Annotated in this window: 19 protein-coding genes and 1 pseudogene; 10 read left to right on the forward strand and 10 right to left on the reverse strand. The window is 53.2% G+C overall.

The window, feature by feature from the left end; all coding sequences use genetic code 11:
* Window positions 1-70: 70 nt before the first annotated feature.
* Both GU926_RS15715 and GU926_RS15720 read left to right on the forward strand, forming a co-directional pair.
* Entirely contained in the window at window positions 71-988 is a 918-nt protein-coding gene (locus tag GU926_RS15715) for a DUF2391 family protein (protein ID WP_160693534.1), read from the forward strand.
* Complete coding sequence (locus GU926_RS15720; protein ID WP_160693536.1) at window positions 969-1,346, forward strand: hypothetical protein; 378 nt, start codon at window positions 969-971, stop codon at window positions 1,344-1,346. The genes GU926_RS15715 and GU926_RS15720 overlap by 20 nt, the downstream gene beginning before the upstream one ends.
* Before the next feature lie 45 nt (window positions 1,347-1,391).
* On the opposite strand, the gene GU926_RS15725 is transcribed toward GU926_RS15720, so the two are convergent.
* The 10 genes from GU926_RS15725 to GU926_RS15770 all read right to left on the reverse strand — a co-directional run bounded on the left by GU926_RS15725 (window position 1,392) and on the right by GU926_RS15770 (window position 13,761).
* Window positions 1,392-1,820 carry a hypothetical protein gene (locus GU926_RS15725; protein WP_160693538.1) on the reverse strand — a complete coding sequence of 143 codons (429 nt, stop codon included), beginning with the start codon at window positions 1,818-1,820 and terminating at the stop codon, window positions 1,392-1,394.
* 62 nt (window positions 1,821-1,882) lie between these two features.
* Window positions 1,883-3,328, reverse strand: a complete 1,446-nt coding sequence (locus GU926_RS15730) for an FAD/NAD(P)-binding protein (protein ID WP_160693540.1) — start codon at window positions 3,326-3,328, stop codon at window positions 1,883-1,885.
* Between the two features lie 176 nt (window positions 3,329-3,504).
* Complete coding sequence (locus tag GU926_RS15735; RefSeq protein WP_160693542.1) at window positions 3,505-4,467, reverse strand: AAA family ATPase; 963 nt, start codon at window positions 4,465-4,467, stop codon at window positions 3,505-3,507.
* A 13-nt stretch (window positions 4,468-4,480) separates the two neighbouring features.
* Window positions 4,481-5,836, reverse strand: a complete 1,356-nt coding sequence (locus tag GU926_RS15740; RefSeq protein ID WP_232058360.1) for a peptidylprolyl isomerase — start codon at window positions 5,834-5,836, stop codon at window positions 4,481-4,483.
* Between the two features lie 104 nt (window positions 5,837-5,940).
* Window positions 5,941-8,235 carry a peptidylprolyl isomerase gene (locus GU926_RS15745; protein WP_160693544.1) on the reverse strand — a complete coding sequence of 765 codons (2,295 nt, stop codon included), beginning with the start codon at window positions 8,233-8,235 and terminating at the stop codon, window positions 5,941-5,943.
* 208 nt (window positions 8,236-8,443) lie between these two features.
* Window positions 8,444-8,854 (reverse strand): ATP-binding protein, encoded by a 411-nt coding sequence (locus tag GU926_RS15750; RefSeq protein ID WP_160693546.1) that lies wholly within the window; start codon window positions 8,852-8,854, stop codon window positions 8,444-8,446.
* A complete protein-coding gene (locus tag GU926_RS15755) occupies window positions 8,847-9,185 on the reverse strand; it encodes an STAS domain-containing protein (protein ID WP_066508768.1) in 339 nt (112 codons plus the stop codon). Before GU926_RS15755 ends, GU926_RS15750 begins: the two co-directional genes overlap by 8 nt.
* Window positions 9,186-9,205: 20 nt before the next feature.
* The gene (locus tag GU926_RS15760; protein WP_160693548.1) at window positions 9,206-11,284 is read right to left on the reverse strand and encodes a GAF domain-containing SpoIIE family protein phosphatase; all 2,079 of its coding nucleotides are present in this window, start codon (window positions 11,282-11,284) and stop codon (window positions 9,206-9,208) included.
* Window positions 11,285-11,371: 87 nt separating this feature from the next.
* Window positions 11,372-12,841 carry an IMP dehydrogenase gene (gene guaB / locus GU926_RS15765; protein WP_160693550.1) on the reverse strand — a complete coding sequence of 490 codons (1,470 nt, stop codon included), beginning with the start codon at window positions 12,839-12,841 and terminating at the stop codon, window positions 11,372-11,374.
* A 599-nt stretch (window positions 12,842-13,440) separates the two neighbouring features.
* Window positions 13,441-13,761: a rhodanese-like domain-containing protein gene (locus tag GU926_RS15770; protein WP_160693552.1), complete on the reverse strand. Its 321-nt coding sequence runs from the start codon at window positions 13,759-13,761 to the stop codon at window positions 13,441-13,443.
* Window positions 13,762-13,913: 152 nt separating this feature from the next.
* Here GU926_RS15770 and pnuC point away from each other — a divergent pair, with 152 nt between their 5' ends.
* The 8 genes and pseudogenes from pnuC to GU926_RS15810 all read left to right on the forward strand — a co-directional run bounded on the left by pnuC (window position 13,914) and on the right by GU926_RS15810 (window position 21,093).
* Window positions 13,914-14,528 carry a nicotinamide riboside transporter PnuC gene (pnuC, locus tag GU926_RS15775; protein ID WP_160693554.1) on the forward strand — a complete coding sequence of 205 codons (615 nt, stop codon included), beginning with the start codon at window positions 13,914-13,916 and terminating at the stop codon, window positions 14,526-14,528.
* A 111-nt stretch (window positions 14,529-14,639) separates the two neighbouring features.
* The gene (locus GU926_RS15780) at window positions 14,640-15,503 is read left to right on the forward strand and encodes a phosphatase PAP2 family protein (RefSeq protein WP_160693556.1); all 864 of its coding nucleotides are present in this window, start codon (window positions 14,640-14,642) and stop codon (window positions 15,501-15,503) included.
* Window positions 15,504-15,706: 203 nt separating this feature from the next.
* Window positions 15,707-16,453 carry a DUF2490 domain-containing protein gene (locus GU926_RS15785; protein WP_160693558.1) on the forward strand — a complete coding sequence of 249 codons (747 nt, stop codon included), beginning with the start codon at window positions 15,707-15,709 and terminating at the stop codon, window positions 16,451-16,453.
* Window positions 16,454-16,559: 106 nt separating this feature from the next.
* Entirely contained in the window at window positions 16,560-17,075 is a 516-nt protein-coding gene (locus tag GU926_RS15790) for an AAA family ATPase (protein ID WP_160693560.1), read from the forward strand.
* A 44-nt stretch (window positions 17,076-17,119) separates the two neighbouring features.
* Window positions 17,120-18,001, forward strand: a complete 882-nt coding sequence (locus tag GU926_RS15795; protein WP_160693562.1) for an aldose 1-epimerase family protein — start codon at window positions 17,120-17,122, stop codon at window positions 17,999-18,001.
* Window positions 18,002-18,057: 56 nt separating this feature from the next.
* Window positions 18,058-18,504: pseudogene (locus GU926_RS18535) on the forward strand (NADAR family protein).
* A gap of 244 nt (window positions 18,505-18,748) precedes the next feature.
* The gene (locus GU926_RS15805; protein WP_232058361.1) at window positions 18,749-19,837 is read left to right on the forward strand and encodes an efflux RND transporter periplasmic adaptor subunit; all 1,089 of its coding nucleotides are present in this window, start codon (window positions 18,749-18,751) and stop codon (window positions 19,835-19,837) included.
* On the forward strand, window positions 19,834-21,093 hold the full coding sequence (locus GU926_RS15810; RefSeq protein WP_160693564.1) for an ABC transporter permease: 1,260 nt from the start codon (window positions 19,834-19,836) through the stop codon (window positions 21,091-21,093). The genes GU926_RS15805 and GU926_RS15810 overlap by 4 nt, the downstream gene beginning before the upstream one ends.
* Window positions 21,094-21,097: the final 4 nt, after the last annotated feature.

Genomic DNA, 21,097 nt, shown 5'->3' on the forward strand with positions numbered 1-21,097 from the left:
TTAAGGGGAAAAACATACCAGCACAAGATTACCCCGGTGTGTTTTTTTTTGTAAGTGTTTCATTTTCAGTATGCAGCAGAAGCCCATAGCAGATTCATTACAGGAGTACGGACGCGGGGTGATAGGCGGGCTCATTTTCAGCTTGCCTGTGCTCTTCACCATGGAAGTGTGGTGGAGCAGTTACCGCACCTCTCCCTTGCTGCTGCTCTTGAACGTAGCCCTCACCTATGCCTTGCTGTTGGGCTACAACGCCTACGCCGGCCTGCGGGAGAGCGCCTCCTGGAAAGAAGTGGCCATTGACTCTGTGGAGGAACTAGGGATTGGGTTGGTGCTCGCTTTTTTGTTTCTGCTGCTGCTGGGCCTTATTGACTTTGACACCATGTCTCTGGAGCGGATTGTTTACATGGTCATTACCGAAGCCCTCACGGTGGCCATTGGTGTTTCCATTGGCACGGCACAGCTGGGAACGTCCGGCACCGGCGAAGAAGTGGGAGTGGGCATGCAGGAGGATCCCGGCCAGAAGGTGAAAAAGGGCTCCTCTACCCTGGAATTGGTGGTGCTTTCTGTCTGCGCAGGCATGCTGTTGGCTTCTAACATTGCGCCCACAGACGAGGTGTTTGTGCTGGCCACTACCATCAAGCCTGCCTTGATTCTGGGCATCTTGCTGGTGTCTTTGGTCTTAAACGGGACAATCCTTTTCTACATAGGCTTCAGGGGCGCGTATGAAACGCCCGCCAACCAGAGACCTAATCTCATGGAGGTAGTCTGGAACGTGAGCATTACTTATGGGACCGCCTTCTGCGTATCGGCGGGGGCTTTGTGGTTTTATGGCCGGTTTGAGGGGGCTGGGTTGCTCACCTGCGTGCAAATGACCGTGATTTTAAGCTTAGTGGCTTCTTTGGGGGCTTCGGCGGGCAGGCTTTTGTTTGACCAGGAAATAGACCAGGACGTTTCTAAAAACGAAAAAAATGAAAAAGAACCTGCTTGAGTGGAGCGTCTTCGCGGCCAGTATTCTGTTATTGCTGGGATTGATTGGGTACCTGGCGGTGAAATCTGTATCCTATAAGGACACGCCCCCAGACCTGCGGGTTTCCATTGCCGCCTCTACAGACAGCCTCCAAAGAAACATCTACAAACTAGAGCTGGTCAACAAAGGCGCCCAGACTGCTGAGAACATTACCATAGAAGTCACCCTGGAGGAAAACGGGGAAGAAGTAGAGAAGACAGAGGCCTTGTTTCCGCAGGCGCCCACGCAAAGTCTGGAAGAAGCCTGGATCACCTTCAGGGCCCAACGGGTGCCCGGTCAGAAATTGAAGGTGCACATTCTGGGGTACAACCGACCGTAGTAAAACAGAGAAGGCAGGCTTTAAGGAGCCTGCCTTCTCTGTTTCTTATTTGTTCAGGAAAGGGTAGTTGTACTGTACGGGGCTTCCCAACTGCTGCCAGCGGGCAATCACCTCCATGGAATGTGCAATCTCATTGAAGTACTCCAGGCGTCTGATTAGGTGCTCTTTCAGAAGAACGGTGCCTTGTGGGGTCTTCATGTAAGCATGCTTGTCTTGCAGAATCTTGTAGATGGCATCAGAGAGGCGCTTGGCGTCCTGACGGTACTGGGTCTCAAATTCTGTGAACGCCTCAAAGCCTTCCTTGGTACTGTTCAACTCAACGCCTACGTGGCGCAGAATGTCATAGAGCATGCGCACCTCCAGAGGCATGGAAATATGGTAAGGAGTCGTCCGGATGTCCACGCCGTTTTTCAGGTGACGGGCAATGGTGTCTACGTTGTTCTCAAAGCGTTCAAAAAGGGCACTTGCTTCCATGTAAATCTTGTAAATGTATTGCTGCCGTAAAAGTACAGATCACTTTGGCTATTTCATAGTGTTTAGACAGAAGCCGTTGGCTCCGTTTTTGGCCTGTTTTCCAGAAAATAGCCAGAAAACGGCTGAGACATGTGGTGCGCCAGTTGGTGGGCCTGCTCCCGTAGCTCGGCTACGGCGTTGCTTTCCCAAAGTGATCCCCTTCTGCTGGAGCCCAGCGTGAACAACCCCTGGCTTGGCGTGCCATCATTCTGGAGCAGGCTCCCCATGCCGTCTGTCTGCAATCCCATTTGCAGCGGATGCGCCAGCGCCAGGCCCTGCTGAAGAATGGACTGGACCAGGGGATCTTGCAGGGCAGGATACGTAAGCTGCGGCCCGGTACAGTTGATGACGCGGTCTGCCAGAAGGGTAATCCTTGGCTGGCCAGACCTGGGTTGTACTGCTACCGCCAGGCGCCCCTTCTCTACGGTGAGCGACTGCACCCTGCCCGCCAGTACCTGCAGTTGTCCTTTCTGTTGCATTTCCTGCAGGCTGGCGTACACCTCAGGAGGGAGCCGGTGCCGAACCACTCCCCAGAGCGAACTCAGCCTGGAGAGGAAGGTCCGCTGCTCAGCTAAGGTCAGCCGTTGCCAAAGTGCATGCGTATGCGGCCGTATGCCATTGACCATCTCCTCCCAGCCCTGGCCTTGGTTGGCCTTGAGGGTTTGGTTAAACAGACGCACCATGTCCAGAAGGGTAGGAGCTTGCGCCAACCGGTCCCCGAAGCCTGTGTCTGCCCTCCCGGAAAGGTACGGCCTAGGCAAGTACCCATGGGTAGACACGGCCACCACCTCGCCCTGAAACCCTTGTTGCTGCAAGGCTTGGAGCGTGTCTATGGTGGTAAGGCCGGTTCCTAGTAAAACCACGCTGGCTATAGACGGCAATCCTTTGAGCGTGTCTGGCTGCCATGGGTCTGCCACGTACAATGGTGGAGTCAAGGCCTCTATATCTGTAGGAGAAAGGCACCGCAGTGGGGCCGGCTTGAAATTGCCGAGGGCCAAGACCACCTGGTCCACAGAAAAAGGCCGGCCGCTTTCTACCTGTAGGTGATAGGTTTCCTGCAGAAGGTTTTTGGTAGTGGTAAGATGATTAGCCCTTTCATTGATTACCCGAAACGTCTGTTGGTGCTGTTCCTGGGTCTGTTGCAGAAGAGCTTCTAAGTAGGCACCGTACAATGCGCGGGGTACAAAGGTGGCGGCTATTTCTTCTGAAGTTAGGAGCTGGTATGCTGGTTGTGTGGCCAGCCAGTCTACAAAATGCGTGGGTTGGTCTGGGAAAGCGCTCATGCGCCCCGCCGGCACATTGAGCAGGAAGGCGTCTGAGCTGGGCGCATAGGCCACTCCTTTGCCCGTTGGATAGCCACTGTTGAATAGGAGTACTTCTACCGGCTGCCGGTTTTGCCTGAGCAGATGGACGGCTACCATGGTGCCACTGAACCCTCCTCCAATAATAGCAATGGTCTTGCGGTGCATAATGCTGCAGGTTAGGATGCTTGTAGGGTCTCTGGCCACCAATAGCAGAAGTACAAGCAGTGTCTCTGCAAACTGGTTTTAAGAAAAAAAGTTACGGGGAAGCAGCAGGCCGAAACCTGGTGATGGGGGAAGTGCTCGTTTTTAGGCTGTTTTTCAGAAAATAGGCCAAAAACGAATTACAAAAGTTCTTTGACTATCTGCTCTACGGTAATGCCCTGGGCCTCTGCCTTAAAGTTGCGCACCAGCCGGTGTCTTAAAATGGGCACCGCCACGGCTTTCACGTCTTCAATGTCTGGCGAGTATTTACCGTTGAGCAGGGCGTTGCACTTAGCGCCCATGATCAGGTGCTGCGAAGCTCTGGGACCTGCGCCCCACTCCAGGTATTGTTTGGCCTGCTCAGCGGCCATGTCTGAGTCTGGCCGGGTTTGGTGCACCAGTTTCACGGCGTATTCTACCACATTGTCTGTCACGGGCACGCGGCGCACCAACTGCTGGAACTCTACAATCTCCTCAGAGGTGAGAATAACCTGCGGTTGATAATTACGATCCCCGGTAGTGTTCTTGACGATCTGCAACTCTGAGGCGTAGCTAGGATAGCTCAACGCCACGTGAAACATGAAACGGTCCAGCTGGGCCTCGGGTAAAGGATAGGTTCCTTCCTGTTCAATGGGGTTTTGGGTTGCCAGCACAAAGAACGGGCGCGGGAGTTTGTAATGATGGCCGGCCACCGTTACGGAGTATTCCTGCATGGCCTCTAAGAGCGCGGCCTGGGTTTTGGGAGGGGTGCGGTTAATCTCATCTGCCAGCACTATGTTGGCAAACACGGGGCCTTTCACAAACTGAAAGTTGCGGTTCTGGTCCAGGGTCTCAGAGCCCAGAATGTCTGAGGGCATCAAGTCTGGCGTGAACTGTACCCGGTTAAAGGACATGTCCAGAGACGAAGCGATGGTATGGATGAGCAGGGTCTTGGCCAAGCCCGGTACGCCCACCAAAAGACAATGCCCCTGACAAAAGACTGCGGTGAGCACTAGTTTCACTACCTCCTCCTGTCCAATGATGGTTTGGGAGATTTCAGAGGTAAGGCGCCTGTAGGCGTTGTGTAGCGCGTCAGCGGCTTCTTTGTCAGAGGCAAATGGCATATAAGGAGCGGGTTTACTCGTCTAATTTACAAGCCTGAAAGTCTGGGGCCACGTCTACAAACACAGTGCTCTTGTTTTTCTCAAACCACTCATTGATGGCTTTGTTGCGTTTGTTGCTCAGGGCGGCGGCGGCTATCTTCTGATAATCGTCTTTCAAATTCGCCTGATGCGGAGGTGTCTTGGATTTCAGGTACAAGATGCGGAGGGCCTCTTTGCCGTCTTCTGTGCGGTACGGCAGGGGAGCACTGATGCTGCCTACCTGCATGGTGTCAATGACAAAGAAAATGGCCGGGTCCAGTTTGTCTACGGGCAGGTACGTGGTAGGGCTGTTACCCAGAGTAAGCATGCCGCCGTTGCCTTTGCTGGTCATGTCATCTGAGAAGTCTTTGGCGGCCTTGGCAAACGTGGTGCTGTCTTTTTGGATCAAAGCTTTAATGCTATCCAAAGCCTGGGCGGTGGCTTGCATGTCTACCTGCGCGGTGGCGGGCTTGATTAAGATGTGACGAGAGTTGTATTCTTCGCCGCGCACTTCAATCAGCTGGATCAGGTGAAACCCGAACATAGACTCAATCACCGGAGACATCTCGCCTGGCTTTAATTTAAGGGCAGCAGCCTCATATTCTGGTACCAACTCGCGGCGCTTGAAAAAGCCAAGGTTGCCCCCCTCTGCGGCAGAGGCCGGGTCTTGCGAGTATTGCTTGGCCAGCGCGGCAAAGTCCTCACCGTTCACAATGCGCTTTCTGATTTCTTCCAGCTGCTTTCTGGCCTGAGCCTTTTGGGCGCCGCCAATCTGGGCAATCTTCACAATCTGGCCCACTTCTACTTCGGTAGAGTAATACGGGAGGCTGTCTTGCGGAATCTGGAGGAAGAACTGCTTCACTTCTTTGGGCGTCACCTTGATTTTGCCGGCTATCTCCTTTTCCATTTTCTGGATGGTCAGGTTCTCCCGCATGCTTTTGCGCAGGTCTTCCCTGATCTGGCTCATGGGCTTGTTAAAGTAGGCCTCCAGTTTCTCTGGTCCGCCCACCTGGGCCACCATGTAGCTTAGGCGCTGCTCTAGCTCCCCGTCTACCTGGGCTTGTTCCACTATCACGGAGTCTACTTCGGCACGGGTCAAGAGTACCTTGTTCTGGATCATGGACTGCAGGATGCTGCAGCGCAGTTCCTGCGTGGCCTGATATCCTTGGCTGACCGCCTGGGCCTGCTGCAACTCCAGTTCTGACCGCAACACAATGTGGCCGCCCACGCGGGCAATGATATTGTCCAGCAAGATGGTCTGTTGCGCCTGTGCCTGGTTGCCCAGGGTGCAGGCTAACGCCAGCGCAAACATGCTTTTTAAAAGAATAGAAAAGTTAATACGGGTTTTCATGTCAGGTATTTAAAGCCGAACCTTCTGAGAGGAGCTGACTTTCAGGGCAAAATATGATTAATCTTAACAAACAAAGCTAGACAAACGGCTCCACTTTAAGAAACTTACTTCTTAATGAGCTTCTCTACCTCTGCCTGGTTCACGCTTACCGGGTATTTCTGGCGTAGTTCCTTCACCCATTCTTTCTCCAGATAGTTCTGGTAGTCTGAGATGACCGCCCCGCGGGTTTCATTCAAGGCTTTAGGGCCGGCGGGTTCTATTTGGTCAATCTTCACCAGCACAGATCTGCCGTCAACGGTAGTGGTGTAGGTGCCAGGCTGCCAGTTTACCTGATCCAAGGCCTTGTTCTCGCCTTTCTGGAACTTGCGGGACATTACTTGCAGGGCCAGCGGGTTGCTCTGGTTGTACTGGTCGGCTAAGGTCTGCAAATCTGTAGAGTAGACACGTATGGCCACGCGGCGGGCGTTGCGCGCATTGGAAGGACGGTCAGCATTGGGCACTAACTGGATGGCTTCTTCATTCACGCCTTTCTTTACCAGGTAGTTCTTCACGGCATTGGCTCTTCTGGCGGCCAAGGAAGCGTTGCTTCTGTTGGTGGTCTCTCTGGCATCTAAGGAGCCAGTCAGTTCAATGGTTAAGGCGGTGTCTGCCTGCAACAGGTTGGCCAATTGATCCAGTTGGGCCAAAGATGCGGCAGAAAGATTGTCATTGTTGAACGCAAAGGCCAGGTCTGGCTGCTTATGGCGCAAGGACAGGAATCTACCTTCTGCTAGTTGTTTCTGGGCTTGTGCTAAAATCTCAGGAGTGGCTGCGCTTAAGATGGTGGCTTGGGCACGAGGACTCCACATGTATTTGCTGCGGTTCTGCTCAAAGAAGTTGCGCAAGCCTACCGTGTCTTCCATGGCCTTGGTCCATACCTTCTCTTCCATCAGCTGAAACAACAGAATGCCGTCATGGTACTCATTTACCAGCATCTTAAAGTCCTGGTGTTTTTCCTCTAAGTGGTCGCGCTCATAGTTCAGCAGGCTGGTCTCCACAAACTTGTCATACAACAGGTTCATAGAATGGGCCAGAGAAGCGTTCTGCTTTGGTTTCTGGTTTTCCTCTACGTACTTGCCAAACTGGCTTACTGTGTACGGCTGGCCTTTGATGGTAAACAGGGTGGCAGAACCGACGTTTTTAGGCTCAGCAGGCTCTTTGTACTGCCAGTTGCCCGCCAATAGGGTAGAGTCTGCCAGACGCAGGGCCAGCTCTTTGTTGGCGGCAACTTCCTGAAACTGGTTTTCTGTTCTTATGCGGCGCAGGAAGGCCGCTTTGTTCAATTCTGAGCGGGAGTCTTTGGCAATACGGTTACGCAGAGACTGTTCCATCTCCTCATAAGTGGGCAATTGCTTGCGCTCCAGTAATTGGATGATGTGCCAGCCGTAGGGCGTCTGAACCGGAGGGGTGATGGCGCCCGGCTGAGGCAGGGCAAAGGCGGCTTCCTCAAAAGAAGGAATCATGCGGCCGGTGCCAAACCAAGGCAGTTCTCCGCCTTCCTCGGCAGAGGCGGCGTCTTCAGAGAACTGAGAGGCTAGTTTGTTCCAGTCTTCTTTGCGCTGCACGCGTCGGTAAATCTCGTCTATCTTCTTTTTGGCTACCAGAGAGTCTGCCTTGGGCATGCCCTGCGTGGCGCGTACCATGATGTGGGCCACTTTTATTTCGCCTTGGGCCGGGCGGATGTCATTTACTTTGATGATGTGGTAGCCAAAGCGGGTTCTCACGGGCTCAGAGACCTGGCCTTTAGCGGTGTTGTAGGCGGCATTCTCAAACGGGTACACCATCTGCAGGGCCGTAAAGTAGCCAAGCTGTCCGCCGTTCTCCCGGGCAGACGGATCATCTGACTTTGTTCTGGCCAGGTTCTCAAAAGAAGCGCCGTTCAGCACCTGCTGGCGTAGGTCAGAAATTCGTTGGAAAGCGGCCAGTGTGTCTTTGGGGTCTGCCTCGCTGTCTACTGCCACCAGAATGTGAGAGGCGTTGATTTCTTTTTTAGAGCGCTCGTAGGCTTCGCGCACCAACTGGTCCGTGACGCTTTTCTCAGTGAGGTAGGGTTGGGCCAGTTGTTCTTTGTAGCCGCCTAGCTCCGTCTTGAAGGCTTGGGTGGTGTCCAGGCCGCGGCTTCTGGCTTCAGCTACTTTCAGTTTGAAGTTGGTGTACAGGTCCAGGTACTCCTGCACGCTGGCCTGGGAATAGGCGCTGTCTGAGTTGCCGTTGTTTTTCTCATACACATAGGCAAATTCAGAAACAGGAACTGCCTCTGGGCCAATGGTGAGCACAGCCGGCTCATTGGCCTTTTTAGGGGAAGAACAACTGTACAGAAGAAAGGCGCTCAGGCCCAGGTAGAAAGAAGAAGCTCGCATAGATTCTCAGCAAATCACAAGTGCGCGGCCGTCAGGCAGCCGAACATTATGCAATTTTACTCATTTTTTTGGACAGAACCGGCCCCCTCTGAAAAACATAGTGCTCATGGGGCTCAAACGGAAACCGGGGCCTGTTTTCAGGGTCTTTTGCTGAAAACAGGCCAAAAACGGTTTTTATTGTATACGGGAGGTAAAAAATAAAGCCTGCCTATGAAATAAGCTTGTACAGCCGGCAGATGTTGGTAGAGCCCTGCTGGGTGTACTCTACCTTGTCCATGATTCTGTTGACCAGCGCCACGCCCACGCCGCCTTTCTTGCCCATTTTGATGTTGTCAATGATGTCTGGCTCTCGGTAGTGGGCCTGCTCAAAGGCAATGCCGTTGTCTGAGAGCTCAAAGACCACCTCGCGGTCATCATAAGAGATCTCCAGACACATGAATTTACTGCCATCTTCCTGGTTGGCATGAATGATCATGTTGGCGCAGATTTCATCCACGGCCAGAATGATCTGGTTCAAGGTGATGGCAGACAAAGGGACAGGGGCCAGGGTTTCCGTGACAAACGCCCGGATGGTTTTCAGGTTTTTCCTGTCACAACTGACCCGAATGAAATTAGTCATTGGCGATGGTCACGGCTTCTTCATAAGAAGAAACAATGGTCATTAACAGGTCAAGGCCTAAAATTTCAAATACGTTGCGTACTTTCTCTTGCATGTTGAAGAAGATAAGCTTGATCTGTGCATCTTCAAACCGCTGTAAATGCGATATGAACACGCCCAAGCCCGCAGAGGAGATGTAGTTAAGGTTCTTGCAGTCTACCAGTATCTTGCTGAACATCATGATACTAGGGGCCGAAAGCTCTTCATCTAGCATCACAGATGAGCTGGCGTCCAATTCACCGTCTAAACTGATGGTGATGGTATTGTCGGAGATTGTGTGTTTAATTTTCATCGCGCTTCTTTACGAAACTTCTAAATCTTTGGTTGAGGGGGTTTGAACTTGATCACGAGCAGCGTCTGGTCATCATAGAGGATGTCATTTGAAAACTCTGACACGTCATTGATGATGGCGCTTTTAATGTCTTCTGCCTCAAGATGGTAGGTTTGGGAGAGCATGTATTTGAGGCGCTCCTCGCCGTATTCATCCTGTTCTGGGCTACGGGCCTCTACTATCCCGTCTGTGTAAATCACCATCACGTCGCCGGGGTTGTAGTCATAGTGCAGGCGGTGAATGCGCTTGGCGTATGACTTGTCCCGCACAATGCCCAGGCCCAACCCTTCGGTCTGGAAGTAGAACGTATCTTCTGTCATGGCATTGTAGTAGAGCGTATGGCAGTGACCGGCCCTGGCAAAAGACACGCCTTGCATCTTGTAGTCAATGATGTACAGCGCTGAGGTGATGAACGAGGTGCGTTCCAGGCAGCGACTCAACGCGCTGTTGGCCTGCACCATGAACTCATCTGGCAGCATATCCTGTTGCATGAGCCCGTGAAAGATTCCCTTCATCTGAGCCATGTGGAACGCCGCCGAAATCCCCTTGCCTGACACATCGCCTATGATGATGGCAATCCTGGACTCACTCAACTGCAAGAAGTCATAAAAGTCACCGCCCACTTCTTTGGCCGCCTGCGAGTAAGAACTAATTTCAAACCAGGTATCCGTAGGAAATGTTTTAGGAATCAAGCGGTCCTGCACCAGACTGGCAATCTTAAGTTCTTCTTTGTAGCGCTCGTTCTGCAGCGATTCTGTGACCAGGCGCAGGTTCTCAATGGTCAGGACGGTCTGGTTGGTGAAGGTCTGCACCACGCTCACGGTGTCGGCGTCAAAGCCTTGGCTAACCTCACGCAGTAAAAACAAATGACCGTATTCTACCTTGGGCGAGGCTAATGGAATCACCAGCATAGACTGAAACGGCAACCGTAGTTCTTTGAACGCCGGGTGGTGCAGCAGGTCTCCGTTCATGAAGATTTTGTTCTCGCCCAGCTGCGATGCATCCTGTTTAAGCGTGGCGAATGCTTTTTTAATGCTCTGCACCATGGGGTCTGGCGCGCTCTCATTGCGCATGAGTGAAGACCGTTTAGAATCTTCGGCTAAGTCCAGCCAGGCGGCGTCTGCCCCAGAGGCCTTGATGGCACTCTCAAACAACATGGAGTACACCTCGTCCTCGCTGCGGCCCTGCTGAATAGTCTGGCTCAGGCGCTGAAAGTTGAGGAGGTCTGCGTTCTTCTGCTCAAACACCTGAGACGTGGGCAAGCTGAACATGGCTACCAGCAAAGAGGCCAGCGCATAGCAGAACACAAACGACAAGGTGAGCAGAATGAACGGGTTGTCTGTATAATCTACCACCAACTCTGGCGAGTCTGCATATTGGAACAGGAAATTGGCGAACAAGACTACGCTGACCAGAATGGCCATGAGCAGCAGGATGCTACCCCATTTGCGTTCCAGGTTCAGGTAGGCCACCCAGCGCAGGTGCACGCTCATGTACAAGCCATACGCCAGCAATAAACCCAGGTCCAGAATCAGGAAGATGTGGTTCATGTACTCTACGTTGAGCAGAGGCACCAGCAAAGAAAGGCCTATCAGAATCTCAAACCATTTCCACTGGCTTTCCAGGTCCTTGGTCTTGTGGTAGAGCACAAACTGCCGCCACGTGTAAAACGCCTTGGCCAGAAAGTACGCCAGAAACCCGAAGATGATCTGATAAAAGATGTCCAGCAGGTAGGGACTGTTGATCCAGTAGGTGTTCAGGCTGGGATAGCCCACTTGCAGCAACATGCACAGGTAGGCACTGAGGCCGCCTTTCACAAACAGCTTCCAGAGCGGCGAGGTGAACTGCGGGTTCTTCTGCACCTTCATGCGCTGGCGCTGGAACAAAAACACAGATACCAGAAAGATGACGGAGAACAGGTTGTTCAGGTACGGGAAGGCTGCATTGGATTCGCCTTCATGCACCTGCCGCGCCAAAAACAGAATATTCACCAATAGCAGAACCCAGCTCACGCTTCCTGTTAGAAAAGTCAATTGCTTGATTCGTTTAGTTTGGGGCATTGGACGGGCGCCTGCTATTGGTATTGGTTAGTAAAGAACGAGGGTGAATACGTGAATTCTTACAAAAGAACTAAAATTTTAACGATATTATCTGCTATAATTTGGAGCCTCCTGGGTAATCTGCACATCATGCGGATGGCTCTCCCGCAGACCGGCCCCAGTGATTTTGACCATCTTGGCCTTTTTAAGTTCCTCTATGTCAGGAGCTCCGCAGTACCCCATGCCGGCCTTGAGGCCACCCACCAATTGGTACAACACCTCGGCGGCTAATCCTTTGTACGGCACGCGGCCCACAATGCCTTCTGGTACCAGTTTTTTTACATCATCCTCGGCGTCTTGGAAGTAGCGGTCCTTGGAGCCTTCGCCCATGGCCTCAATAGATCCCATGCCGCGGTACGACTTGAACTTACGGCCTTCAAAAATCTGCATCTCGCCGGGCGCTTCTTCGGTGCCAGCCAACAAGGAACCAATCATAATAGAGCTGGCGCCGCCGGCAATGGCTTTGACAATGTCTCCTGAGAATTTAACGCCACCATCTGCAATCACGGGAACACCGGTTCCCTCCAGGCCTCGTACCGCCTCAATGACGGCAGACAGCTGAGGTACGCCAATACCGGCAATGATACGGGTGGTACAAATAGAACCAGGGCCTACGCCCACTTTCACGGCATCAGCGCCAGAGTCTGCCAGTGCCCGGGCACCTTCGGCGGTGGCCACGTTACCGGCAATCAGGTCTACATTAGGGTACGCCGTTTTAATTCTTCTTACCGCGTCCATAACGCCTCTTGAGTGGCCGTGCGCGGTGTCTACGCTAATGACGTCTACGCCGGCAGTGACCAAAGCGGCCACGCGGTCCAATACGTCTGCGGTAACGCCCACCGCAGCACCCACGCGCAGGCGACCGTACTGGTCTTTGCAGGCGTTGGGGCGGTGCTTTCTCTTCAGAATGTCTTTATAAGTGATTAGACCTACCAGGTGACCCTGCTCATCAATGACCGGTAGCTTCTCAATCTTGAACTCCTGCAGAATGTCTTCAGCTTTGTCTAGCTCTATGCCTTTGGGCGCCGTGATGAGACGATCTTTGGTCATGATCTCAGACACCTTCATGGCGTAGTTCTTCTCAAAGCGCAGGTCGCGGTTGGTGATGATGCCTACCAGCGTCTGCTCTGAGTTAATGACCGGAATACCGCCAATCTTGTGCTCCTTCATCAACCCGAGGGCCTCGCCTAAGGTAGCGTCTTCATGCAAGGTCACCGGGTCCATGATCATGCCGCTCTCAGACCGCTTCACCTTGCGCACCAGCTCAGCCTGCTGCTGAATGCTCATGTTCTTGTGAATAATGCCTATGCCACCTTCCTGTGCCATGGCAATGGCCATGTCTGCCTCGGTTACGGTGTCCATGGCCGCTGAGACCAATGGAATGTTCAGCCGTATGTTGCGCGTCAGTTGGGTGGAGGTGCTGGTGTCCTTAGGAAGGACTTCAGAATAGGCCGGAAGGAGAAGGACGTCGTCGTAGGTGAGTGCCTCAAACAACAGATTGGGAGCGTGGAACTGCATAGCAAATAGCGTTTATGGTATTTGCCACGTAAAATTAAGAGAAAAGTTGAGTAAGGGCTTCTTTTTCTTATAAAAGAATTTTTAGAGCCGTTTTGATTTTGGCTCGTTTTCTGGGAAATAGCCCAAAAACGGTTGCTGATGGTTAATTGCTGTTCGGTAATTGGTAGGAGCAGAGTGGTCCAATACTCTCACTGGCGTGAATACAATTTCATGACCTTCTCTTTTTGATTGGTGCATGCAGTGGGCTTTTCCTGAGAAGGTTCCTTCTTCCGGTGCCCATATGCCCTTCGCTTCATTGCTACCGCTAAGCGCTCGCGGCCGCGGGGCCCCGTCTTCCCGCCTCGCGCTGTACCAGCTTGCCTCTTCTGCGTGGAGACTGCTATGGTTGTCAAAGCGTTTCTGCCTTGTGGTGACCGTTGTTCTAACCTGAGGCGGCAACCTGCTTAGGCGACTCGACGGAAAGACTGGAATCGGTGCGTTTAGTAGAAGCCATTACCACTGGCGGATTCCCCCCTTGAGGGGGCGAAGGGGGATGTTTACTTCAGCAGGTAAATCAATCAACAATTGACAATCAACAATCAACAATCAGCAATCAAAAATCAATACGTAGGAAACGAGGGGTCTGCTTCTTTGGCCCAGGCGTGGAGGCCGCCTTTTAAGTTGAGGACGTTGGCAAACCCGAAACGCTGTTGCAGAAACAGGACCGCTTGGGCACTTCTAAAACCGTGGTGGCAGATGACTACCGTAGGGAGGGACGAGTCTAGTGTGCTTGCTTTTTTGGCCAGGTCGGTCAAGGGAATCAAGGTGCCGCCCAGGTGGCAGATGTCCCATTCCTGGGGTTCGCGCACGTCTAGGAGTTGCAGGGGTTCTGGCTGGTCCAGGCGTTGTTTGAGTTGGGTGGGCGTGATTTCTGGGATCATGGGGCAAAGGTACGGCAAAATAATTAGCTGGCAGGAGAGGAGAAAACCGTCAAACCCAGCCAGAAGCTTCTATTTTTGCGGGCGGCAACATCCAGAGAAAGGCGTTTTTGGCCTGTTTTCCAGGAAATAGCCCAAAAACGACGCGCGCGCTTATGGAATTCTTCACCGCAGACTATTGGGATTTGGCCAAGCTCACCGAGCTGGTGGGGTTTGTGTCGGGGTTGTTGTGCGTGTGGCTGGCGGCGCGACAGAACGTCTGGACGTTTCCGCTGGCGCTCATCAGTGCCGGTTTCTACGTGGTGGTGTTCAAAGACGCGCTCCTGTTCGCCGACATGGGCCTGCAGGTCATGTTCGCGGTGCTTAACTTTTACGGATGGTACCTGTGGCTCTATAAAAGCGGCGAACGCACAGAACGACCCGTCACCCACACGCTTCGTTGGCAATGGATTGTGTTACTGGTGCTGACGCCGCTCTTTACCTTTGGGCTAGGTAGATACCTGGACCTCACCACGCCGGCAGACATTCCGTACTGGGATGCGGGCACCACCGCCGTGAGTCTGGGCGCGCAGTGGCTCATGAGCCGCAAGAAGCTGGAAAACTGGCTCATTTGGCTGGCGGTAGACATCGTGTACGTACCCATTTACCTGCACAAAGAACTCTACCTCACGGCCGTCTTGTACGCCCTGTTCATTCCCCTGGCCTGGATAGGCTACCGCGACTGGAAAAAGGACCTACAGCTGCATCAGGCAAGGCCAGAAGCAGGGTAAAGGGTGCTGTTATACAAGTATTTACAACATACCTGCAGAAAAAGGTAACCATTTTAGGGCGCTTACGATTTAAACTAAGGAATAACAATTCCTTAACACAGCCCCTACCCAATGAAACAACTAGTACGCGTCTGGCTTTCCCTTACCCTCACCTTGGGCGTTCTGACGCCGCAGGTGTTTGCCCAGGAAGCAGACTCCTTGAAAAAATACGAGGCCCCGGTGGTTGCCCAGGACACCCTCAAAAAGTACCAGGACTCCACCGTTCACCAAGCCACCACCAAGGCCCCGTTCTTCAAGTCCAAAGCCTTCAAGGCCACCATTGTGCCCGCCATCTTGATTGGCTATGGCCTCAGTACCATCAAAGGAAACGGAATTTACAGCAGCTATGACGCCCAGCGCGACCTGCAGCGCAACTTTCCCAATTTCAAGACCTCCATTGATGACGCCCTGCTCATTGCCCCGTATGTAGAACTGGCGCTGGTGAACCTCTTAAACGTCAAGTCCAACCATGATTTCATCAACACGGCCCTGGTAATTGTCAAAGCCGAAGCCATTTTTGGCATCACCGTCTTTGGCATCAAGCAAGTCTCTGACCTGGAGCGGCCCAACGGGGAGAACTTTGAATCCATGCCTTCTGGCCACACGGCCCAGGCCTTTCTGGCAGCCTCCATTGTACACTCTGAGCTAAAGCACAGAAGCCCCTGGTACGGAGTGGGCGCGTACACCATTGCCACGTCTGTAGGAGCGTTCAGGATGCTCAACAATAAGCACTGGCAGAGTGATGTGTTTGTGGGCGCGGGCATTGGCATGCTGTCCTCTCACCTGGCCTACCTCTCGCACCGTAACCGCTGGGGCAGAAAGCCTTCCATTGTCATGTCGCCTACCTACGTGTTTGGCCAACCGGGCTTCGCGCTCAACCTCAACCTAGACGAATACAAGAAGCGCAAGCAGGATCCGCTGTACTACAAGAACTAGCTATTTGGGTTTACTTACATCTTAACATTTGAGAGGTTTCAAATAAACGTCGTCTGTTGCAATCTGCGGCAGACGACGTTCTCTATTAGGGGCTGGGGTAGTTACGTTTCTGTTTTAACCCACATGATTGACGGGTTCTTATATTTTTGTGCTTCACTTGGCGGAAGGGCTTGTGCAGGGTCTTCTGTTGCCTTTCATACTATATGAGAAACCAGATTATAGTTGCAGTGCTTTTAATGGGCTTTTCCTCCAATCTAGCGCTGGCGCAGGTAGAAAGAAAATACACCACCCACGTGCAGGGTTGGTATGCCTATAAAGGAGACCATTTCTTTACAGACAAGTGGGGGCTTAACACCGAACTCCATGCCAGGAGAGCCCGCTTTGTGGACCCCTTACAGTTTATAGCGCAGGGAGGCATGCATTACAAGCTTTCCAACAACGTGCAGCTGACCACCGCCTACACGTTCACCCACACCCACCCTTACAGTGATGCTCCGGCGTTAAACCATTTCTCTGAGCACCGCATCACAGAACAGCTATTATTGAAGGCAGACTACGGTCCTTTGCTGCTGCAGCACCGGTTCAGGCTGGAGCAACGGTTCATTAAGCGGCCCGCGCAGGAGAACGCCACCTACCTGAACCGGGCTCGCTACCAGGTCAAAGTCACCTTGCCGTTGATGGGCAGTACGTTGGAGGAGAAGGAACCGTATGTGGCCGCGTCTAATGAAGTGTTCATCAACTTCGGGGAGAGCGTGCAGGCTAACATCTTTGACCAGAACCGCGCCTATGCCGGGCTGGGGTATAAGTTTAGTAAAGCCGCCTCTCTGGAGATTGGCTACCTGCACCAGTTGGTGCAACAGAGTAACGGCATCAACTTCTTGAGTAACCACACCCTGCAGGTTCAGGTAGGCTATAACCTAGACTTCAGGCCGGCGGCCGTAACCCCGTGATAGGTCAAGGTAGCCGGTTTTTCCCTACCTTGGCGGCGGTTTCCGTTTTTGGCCTGTTTTCTAGAAATCAGACCAAAAACGAAGGCAGAATCAAGGCCAACCCGCTGTGAAAAAAATAGCCATTACCGGACCCGAAAGCACCGGCAAGTCTACGCTTGCCGCTCATTTGGCCGCGCATTTCCAGGCGCCCTGGGTACCCGAATATGCCCGGGCGTATATAGAAAAACTGGACCGGCCGTACGCCGCCTCAGACCTGGACGAGATACTGAAAGGCCAGCTGGCCCTTTGGCAGAAAGCCGAGGACGCTCAACCCCACCTTCTGTTTCTGGACACCGAGGCCCTGGTCATGAAAATCTGGGCAGAACACGCCTACGGCCAGGCCTCGGATTTCATTCTGCAGGAGCTTAAAAAACAGGAGATAGACCTGTATTTGCTTCTGGATGTTGATTTGCCTTGGGAGCCAGACCCGCAGCGCGAGCATCCGCATTTGCGTGATTATTTCTACCAGTGGTACAAGCGTGAGTTGCAAGAAATGGGCGCGCCCTTCGTGGAGATATCTGGCAAACATGACAGCCGGTTCCAGTCTGCCGTACAAGCCGTAGAACAGCTGCTTGCCAAGTAAGCTTTTAGACACGTTTCCAAACCTCAGAACCCAAGACTCCTGCTATGGCCATTGCCTATTTAGAAAACGACCTGGTGCGCATAGGCGTGAAAAGCCACGGCGCCGAACTGTGTTCTTTTATCAAGAAATCTGACCAGAGAGAGTACATCTGGCAGGCGCATCCTGAGTTCTGGAACCGCCACGCGCCCGTGCTTTTCCCTATTGTGGGCCGCCTGCCCAAAGACCAATACCTGCACCAGGGCCAGACCTACTCCTTGCCGCAGCACGGCTTTGCCCGAGACCTGGAATTTGCGCTGATTTCTCAGGAGGCAGCCCATCTGGTCTATGAGCTCAAGGCCAATGACGCCACGCGGTCCGTGTATCCGTTTGAATTCTCGCTACAGATAAGCTACACGCTAGAAAACCAGACCTTGCAGGTGGGCTACCGCGTGCAGCATTTGGGCGAAGGGGAGATGCTGTTTTCCATTGGCGCGCACCCAGCCTTCCACTGCCCCATGACGCCCAACACAGCGTTTGAAGACTATTACCTGGAATTCTCCCAGCCCGAAACCCTGGCCCGCTACCTGCTGCAAGACGGCACCGGCCTGCAGAACGGCCAGACAGAACCGGTGCTGGACAACATGGCCGTCTTGCCTTTGCGCTACCAGCAGTATGAGAAAGATGCGCTGGTGTTCAAGAACGTTCGGTCAGAAAAACTCACCTTGAAATGCGACCAGCACCCCTACTTTGTGCAGATGCAGTATGAGGGTTTCCCGTATCTGGGCATCTGGACCAAATCCGCCGGAGCTCCTTTTCTGTGCATTGAGCCCTGGCACGGCATTGCCGGCACCGCGGGCCCGCCCGTAGAGCTCAGTGAAAAAGAAGGAATGCTGTCCCTGGGTACGCAGCAAGTCTTTGAAGCCAGTTACACCATTGCCATAGGATAAGCCGTTTTTGGGCTATTTTCTGGAAAACAGGCAAAAAACGATCACTACAACTTACTATGTCTACCCTCTACTTTTACGCCAAAGACGAGCCGTTTGGGGAGTTCTCCAAATTCGCGGAGTTTGGCGTGGCCCTGGGCGGGAAATGGTGGCCCACTGTGGAGCATTATTTCCAGGCCATGAAGTTCTCAGACGCCGCCTATCAGGAAAAAATCAGAATCGCGTCCTCGCCTAAAAAAGCTAGGGAGCTAGGCAGAACCCGCCAGGTGCAGATTAGGCCAGACTGGGACTAGGTGCGGGATTCTTTTATGCTGCAGGCCGTAAGAACCAAATTCAAGACACACGCGTCCATTCAGGCACTGCTGCTTTCCACCACGGCAGACCTAGCCGAAAGCTCGCCGTATGATTTCTACTGGGGCATTGGGGCAGATGGCTCAGGCCAGAACAAACTTGGCCAGATCTTAATGCAGGTGCGGGAAGAGCTACTGGCAGACCAAAGCAAATAAATCCACCGTCCTCATTTCAACCTGCAGCAAAACCGTTTTTGGGCTGTTTTCTGGGAAATACGCCAAAAACGGATTGCCGCAGGTGCTGTATGGCTTGAAAGATGAGGCCTAAAGGAACTGTCTTTTCAACTTCTGGTAAAATGATGAGTATCATGTAAGAAGGCGTCATGGCAGGGGTGGGATTGGGCAGGTTTTTCCTTTCTTTGCAGCAATGCCGGCTGGCAATGGATTTGGAGAAAATGCCATGAAAAAATGCTTTCCGCTTATAGTGCTGCTGTGGCTGGTTTCCTGTGCAGACAAACAGGAGAAAATAAAGCCTCGCCTGAGCGACATCACAGAATCTGTGTACGCATCGGGTACGGTGAAAGCCGCCGGTCAGTACACCGCCTTTCCCGTGGTGAGCGGCATTGTGCAAACCATTCTGGTAGAGCCCGGAGACACCGTGCAAAAAGGAACCCCGCTGTTTTTGCTGGAAGACAATACCGCCACTCTAAACGCCCGCAACGCCCAACTAGCCCTGGAACTGAGCAAAGAAGCCAATCTTTCTTCTTCCGGAAGGGTGCAGGAGGCCAGAGCCGCCGTGCGCATTGCCCGCGAAAAATACCACTTGGACTCCGCGCTCTACCAACGCCAGCAGCGTCTATTGGCCGGAGATGCCAGTACCAAGGTAGAGGTGGAGCAGCGCCGGCTGGCCTACATTTCATCGCGCAGCAACTACACGGCCGCCCGGGCCAATCTGGCACTGCTCAACAAGCAACTGCGCAATGAACTGCAGCGCGCCAACGTGACCTATGACATCAGCAAGCAGCTTCAGAATGATTTTGTGGTAAGATCCAGCATCTCGGGCAAGGTGTATGACGTGCTCAAAGAGAAAGGCGAACTGGTGAGCCCGCAGACGCCGCTGGCCGTGATTGGGCAGACAAAAAGCTTTTTGCTGGAGCTGCGGGTAGACGAGAATGATATTGTGCAGGTGCGCGTGGGCCAGCCCGTAGAAATCAGCATGGACAGTTACAAGGGGCAGGTGTTTGAGGGCGTGGTGGAGAAAATCTACCCCATCATGAACGAGCGGTCGCGCACGTTTCAGGTAGACGCCCGTTTTGTGAACCCGCCGGCCACGCTTTACCCCAACCTTTCTGCCGAAGCCAACATTGTGCTACAGGCCAAGAAAAGAGCTTTACTGCTTCCGGTGGAGTACCTGGTAGACGGCCGCTACGTGCTGGTGGCCCCAGACCAGAAGCGCGAAGTGAAAATAGGCTTACGCGATTACCGCAAGGTGGAGATTCTGCAGGGCCTGGACACCGCCACCTTTGTGTACAAACCACAGCAGCCATGAACGCCAAACTCATCCTGAACATTGCCGTGGGGCTGCTGCGGGCGCGCATACGGCAGTCTGTGGTTGCGGCGGCGGGCGTGACGTTTGGCATTGGAATGTTCATTGCGCTGGTCAGTTTCATGAACGGGCTCAACCAGCTGCTGGACGGCCTCATCCTTAACCGGCTACCCCACGTGCGGCTCTACAATGAGATAAAACCCTCTAAGGTGCAGGCCGTGGAACAGGCCTCAAAGTACGCCGGGTATGAGCACTTCATCAGGTCTGTCAAGCCCAAGGACCGCGGCAAGGAGCTCTACAACAGCCAGGCCATTCTCAAGTCTCTGGCGCAAGACCCGCGCGTGGTGGGGGTGGCGCCCAAAGCCATCACGCAGGTGTTCTACAATACGGGCACCATTGAGCTGGGCGGCGTGATAGATGGCATAGACGTGGTCATGGAAGACAAGCTGTTCCATTTGAGTAACTACATCATTGAAGGCAGCCTGCAGGATTTGGCCACAGTCTCCAATAGCATTATCCTGGGCAAGGGCATTGCGCAGAAAATGATGGTAGACTTGGGTGATGTGGTCAGAATCACGGCGCCCAACGGACAGCAGGCCACGTTAAAAGTGGTGGGCGTTGTGCAGCTGGGCGTCATGGAGATTGATAACATCCAGAGTTACGCCTCTATTGAGACCGTGCAGAAACTGCTGGGCCAGCCCTCTGCCTACCTCACCGACATTCAAGTAAACCTCACCGACCTGAACCTGGCCCCGGCCACTGCCAGGGAGTACGCCGCCCTGTACGGCCTGGAAGCCACCGACATCCAGACGGCCAACTCCCAGTTTGAGACGGGCAGCAACATCAGGAGCATTATTTCTTACGTGGTGGGCATCACGCTGCTCATTGTGGCCGGTTTTGGCATTTACAACATCCTCAACATGATGATTTATGAGAAGATGGACGCCATTGCCATTCTCAAGGCCACCGGCTTCTCGGCGCAAGACGTGCAGGCCATCTTTCTTTCCCTGTCCATGATCATTGGCGTGGCCGGGGGCGTGATGGGGCTGCTGCTGGGCTATGGCATTTCTGTGATCATTGACAACGTGCCGTTCAAGACGGAGTCGCTGCCCACCATCACCACGTATCCTGTGTACTTCAACCCGGTGTTCTACCTCATTGGCATTACATTCGCGCTGGTGACCACGTATTTTGCCGGCCTGTTTCCGGCGCGCAAGGCCAGCAAGACAGACCCGGTAAGCATTATCAGAGGCAAATAAAGAC

The sequence above is a fragment of the Nibribacter ruber genome, assembly GCF_009913235.1.
Classification (GTDB): Bacteria; Bacteroidota; Bacteroidia; order Cytophagales; family Hymenobacteraceae; genus Nibribacter; species Nibribacter ruber.

What these genes read in the sequence shown, in the direction of transcription:
- GU926_RS15760 (WP_160693548.1), bottom strand. Translation starts at nt 11,284, where the DNA reads ATGCCCCAAACTAAACGAATCAAGCAATTGACTTTTCTAACAGGAAGC.
- GU926_RS15770 (WP_160693552.1), bottom strand. Translation starts at nt 13,761, where the DNA reads ATGATCCCAGAAATCACGCCCACCCAACTCAAACAACGCCTGGACCAG.
- GU926_RS15735 (WP_160693542.1), bottom strand. Translation starts at nt 4,467, where the DNA reads ATGCCATTTGCCTCTGACAAAGAAGCCGCTGACGCGCTACACAACGCC.
- GU926_RS15740 (WP_232058360.1), bottom strand. Translation starts at nt 5,836, where the DNA reads ATGAAAACCCGTATTAACTTTTCTATTCTTTTAAAAAGCATGTTTGCG.
- GU926_RS15715 (WP_160693534.1), top strand. Translation starts at nt 71, where the DNA reads ATGCAGCAGAAGCCCATAGCAGATTCATTACAGGAGTACGGACGCGGG.
- GU926_RS15720 (WP_160693536.1), top strand. Translation starts at nt 969, where the DNA reads ATGAAAAAGAACCTGCTTGAGTGGAGCGTCTTCGCGGCCAGTATTCTG.
- GU926_RS15725 (WP_160693538.1), bottom strand. Translation starts at nt 1,820, where the DNA reads ATGGAAGCAAGTGCCCTTTTTGAACGCTTTGAGAACAACGTAGACACC.
- GU926_RS15755 (WP_066508768.1), bottom strand. Translation starts at nt 9,185, where the DNA reads ATGAAAATTAAACACACAATCTCCGACAATACCATCACCATCAGTTTA.
- GU926_RS15730 (WP_160693540.1), bottom strand. Translation starts at nt 3,328, where the DNA reads ATGCACCGCAAGACCATTGCTATTATTGGAGGAGGGTTCAGTGGCACC.
- GU926_RS15745 (WP_160693544.1), bottom strand. Translation starts at nt 8,235, where the DNA reads ATGCGAGCTTCTTCTTTCTACCTGGGCCTGAGCGCCTTTCTTCTGTAC.
- GU926_RS15785 (WP_160693558.1), top strand. Translation starts at nt 15,707, where the DNA reads ATGAGAAACCAGATTATAGTTGCAGTGCTTTTAATGGGCTTTTCCTCC.
- GU926_RS15810 (WP_160693564.1), top strand. Translation starts at nt 19,834, where the DNA reads ATGAACGCCAAACTCATCCTGAACATTGCCGTGGGGCTGCTGCGGGCG.
- GU926_RS15780 (WP_160693556.1), top strand. Translation starts at nt 14,640, where the DNA reads ATGAAACAACTAGTACGCGTCTGGCTTTCCCTTACCCTCACCTTGGGC.
- GU926_RS15750 (WP_160693546.1), bottom strand. Translation starts at nt 8,854, where the DNA reads ATGACTAATTTCATTCGGGTCAGTTGTGACAGGAAAAACCTGAAAACC.
- pnuC (WP_160693554.1), top strand. Translation starts at nt 13,914, where the DNA reads ATGGAATTCTTCACCGCAGACTATTGGGATTTGGCCAAGCTCACCGAG.
- guaB (WP_160693550.1), bottom strand. Translation starts at nt 12,841, where the DNA reads ATGCAGTTCCACGCTCCCAATCTGTTGTTTGAGGCACTCACCTACGAC.
- GU926_RS15795 (WP_160693562.1), top strand. Translation starts at nt 17,120, where the DNA reads ATGGCCATTGCCTATTTAGAAAACGACCTGGTGCGCATAGGCGTGAAA.
- GU926_RS15805 (WP_232058361.1), top strand. Translation starts at nt 18,749, where the DNA reads ATGAAAAAATGCTTTCCGCTTATAGTGCTGCTGTGGCTGGTTTCCTGT.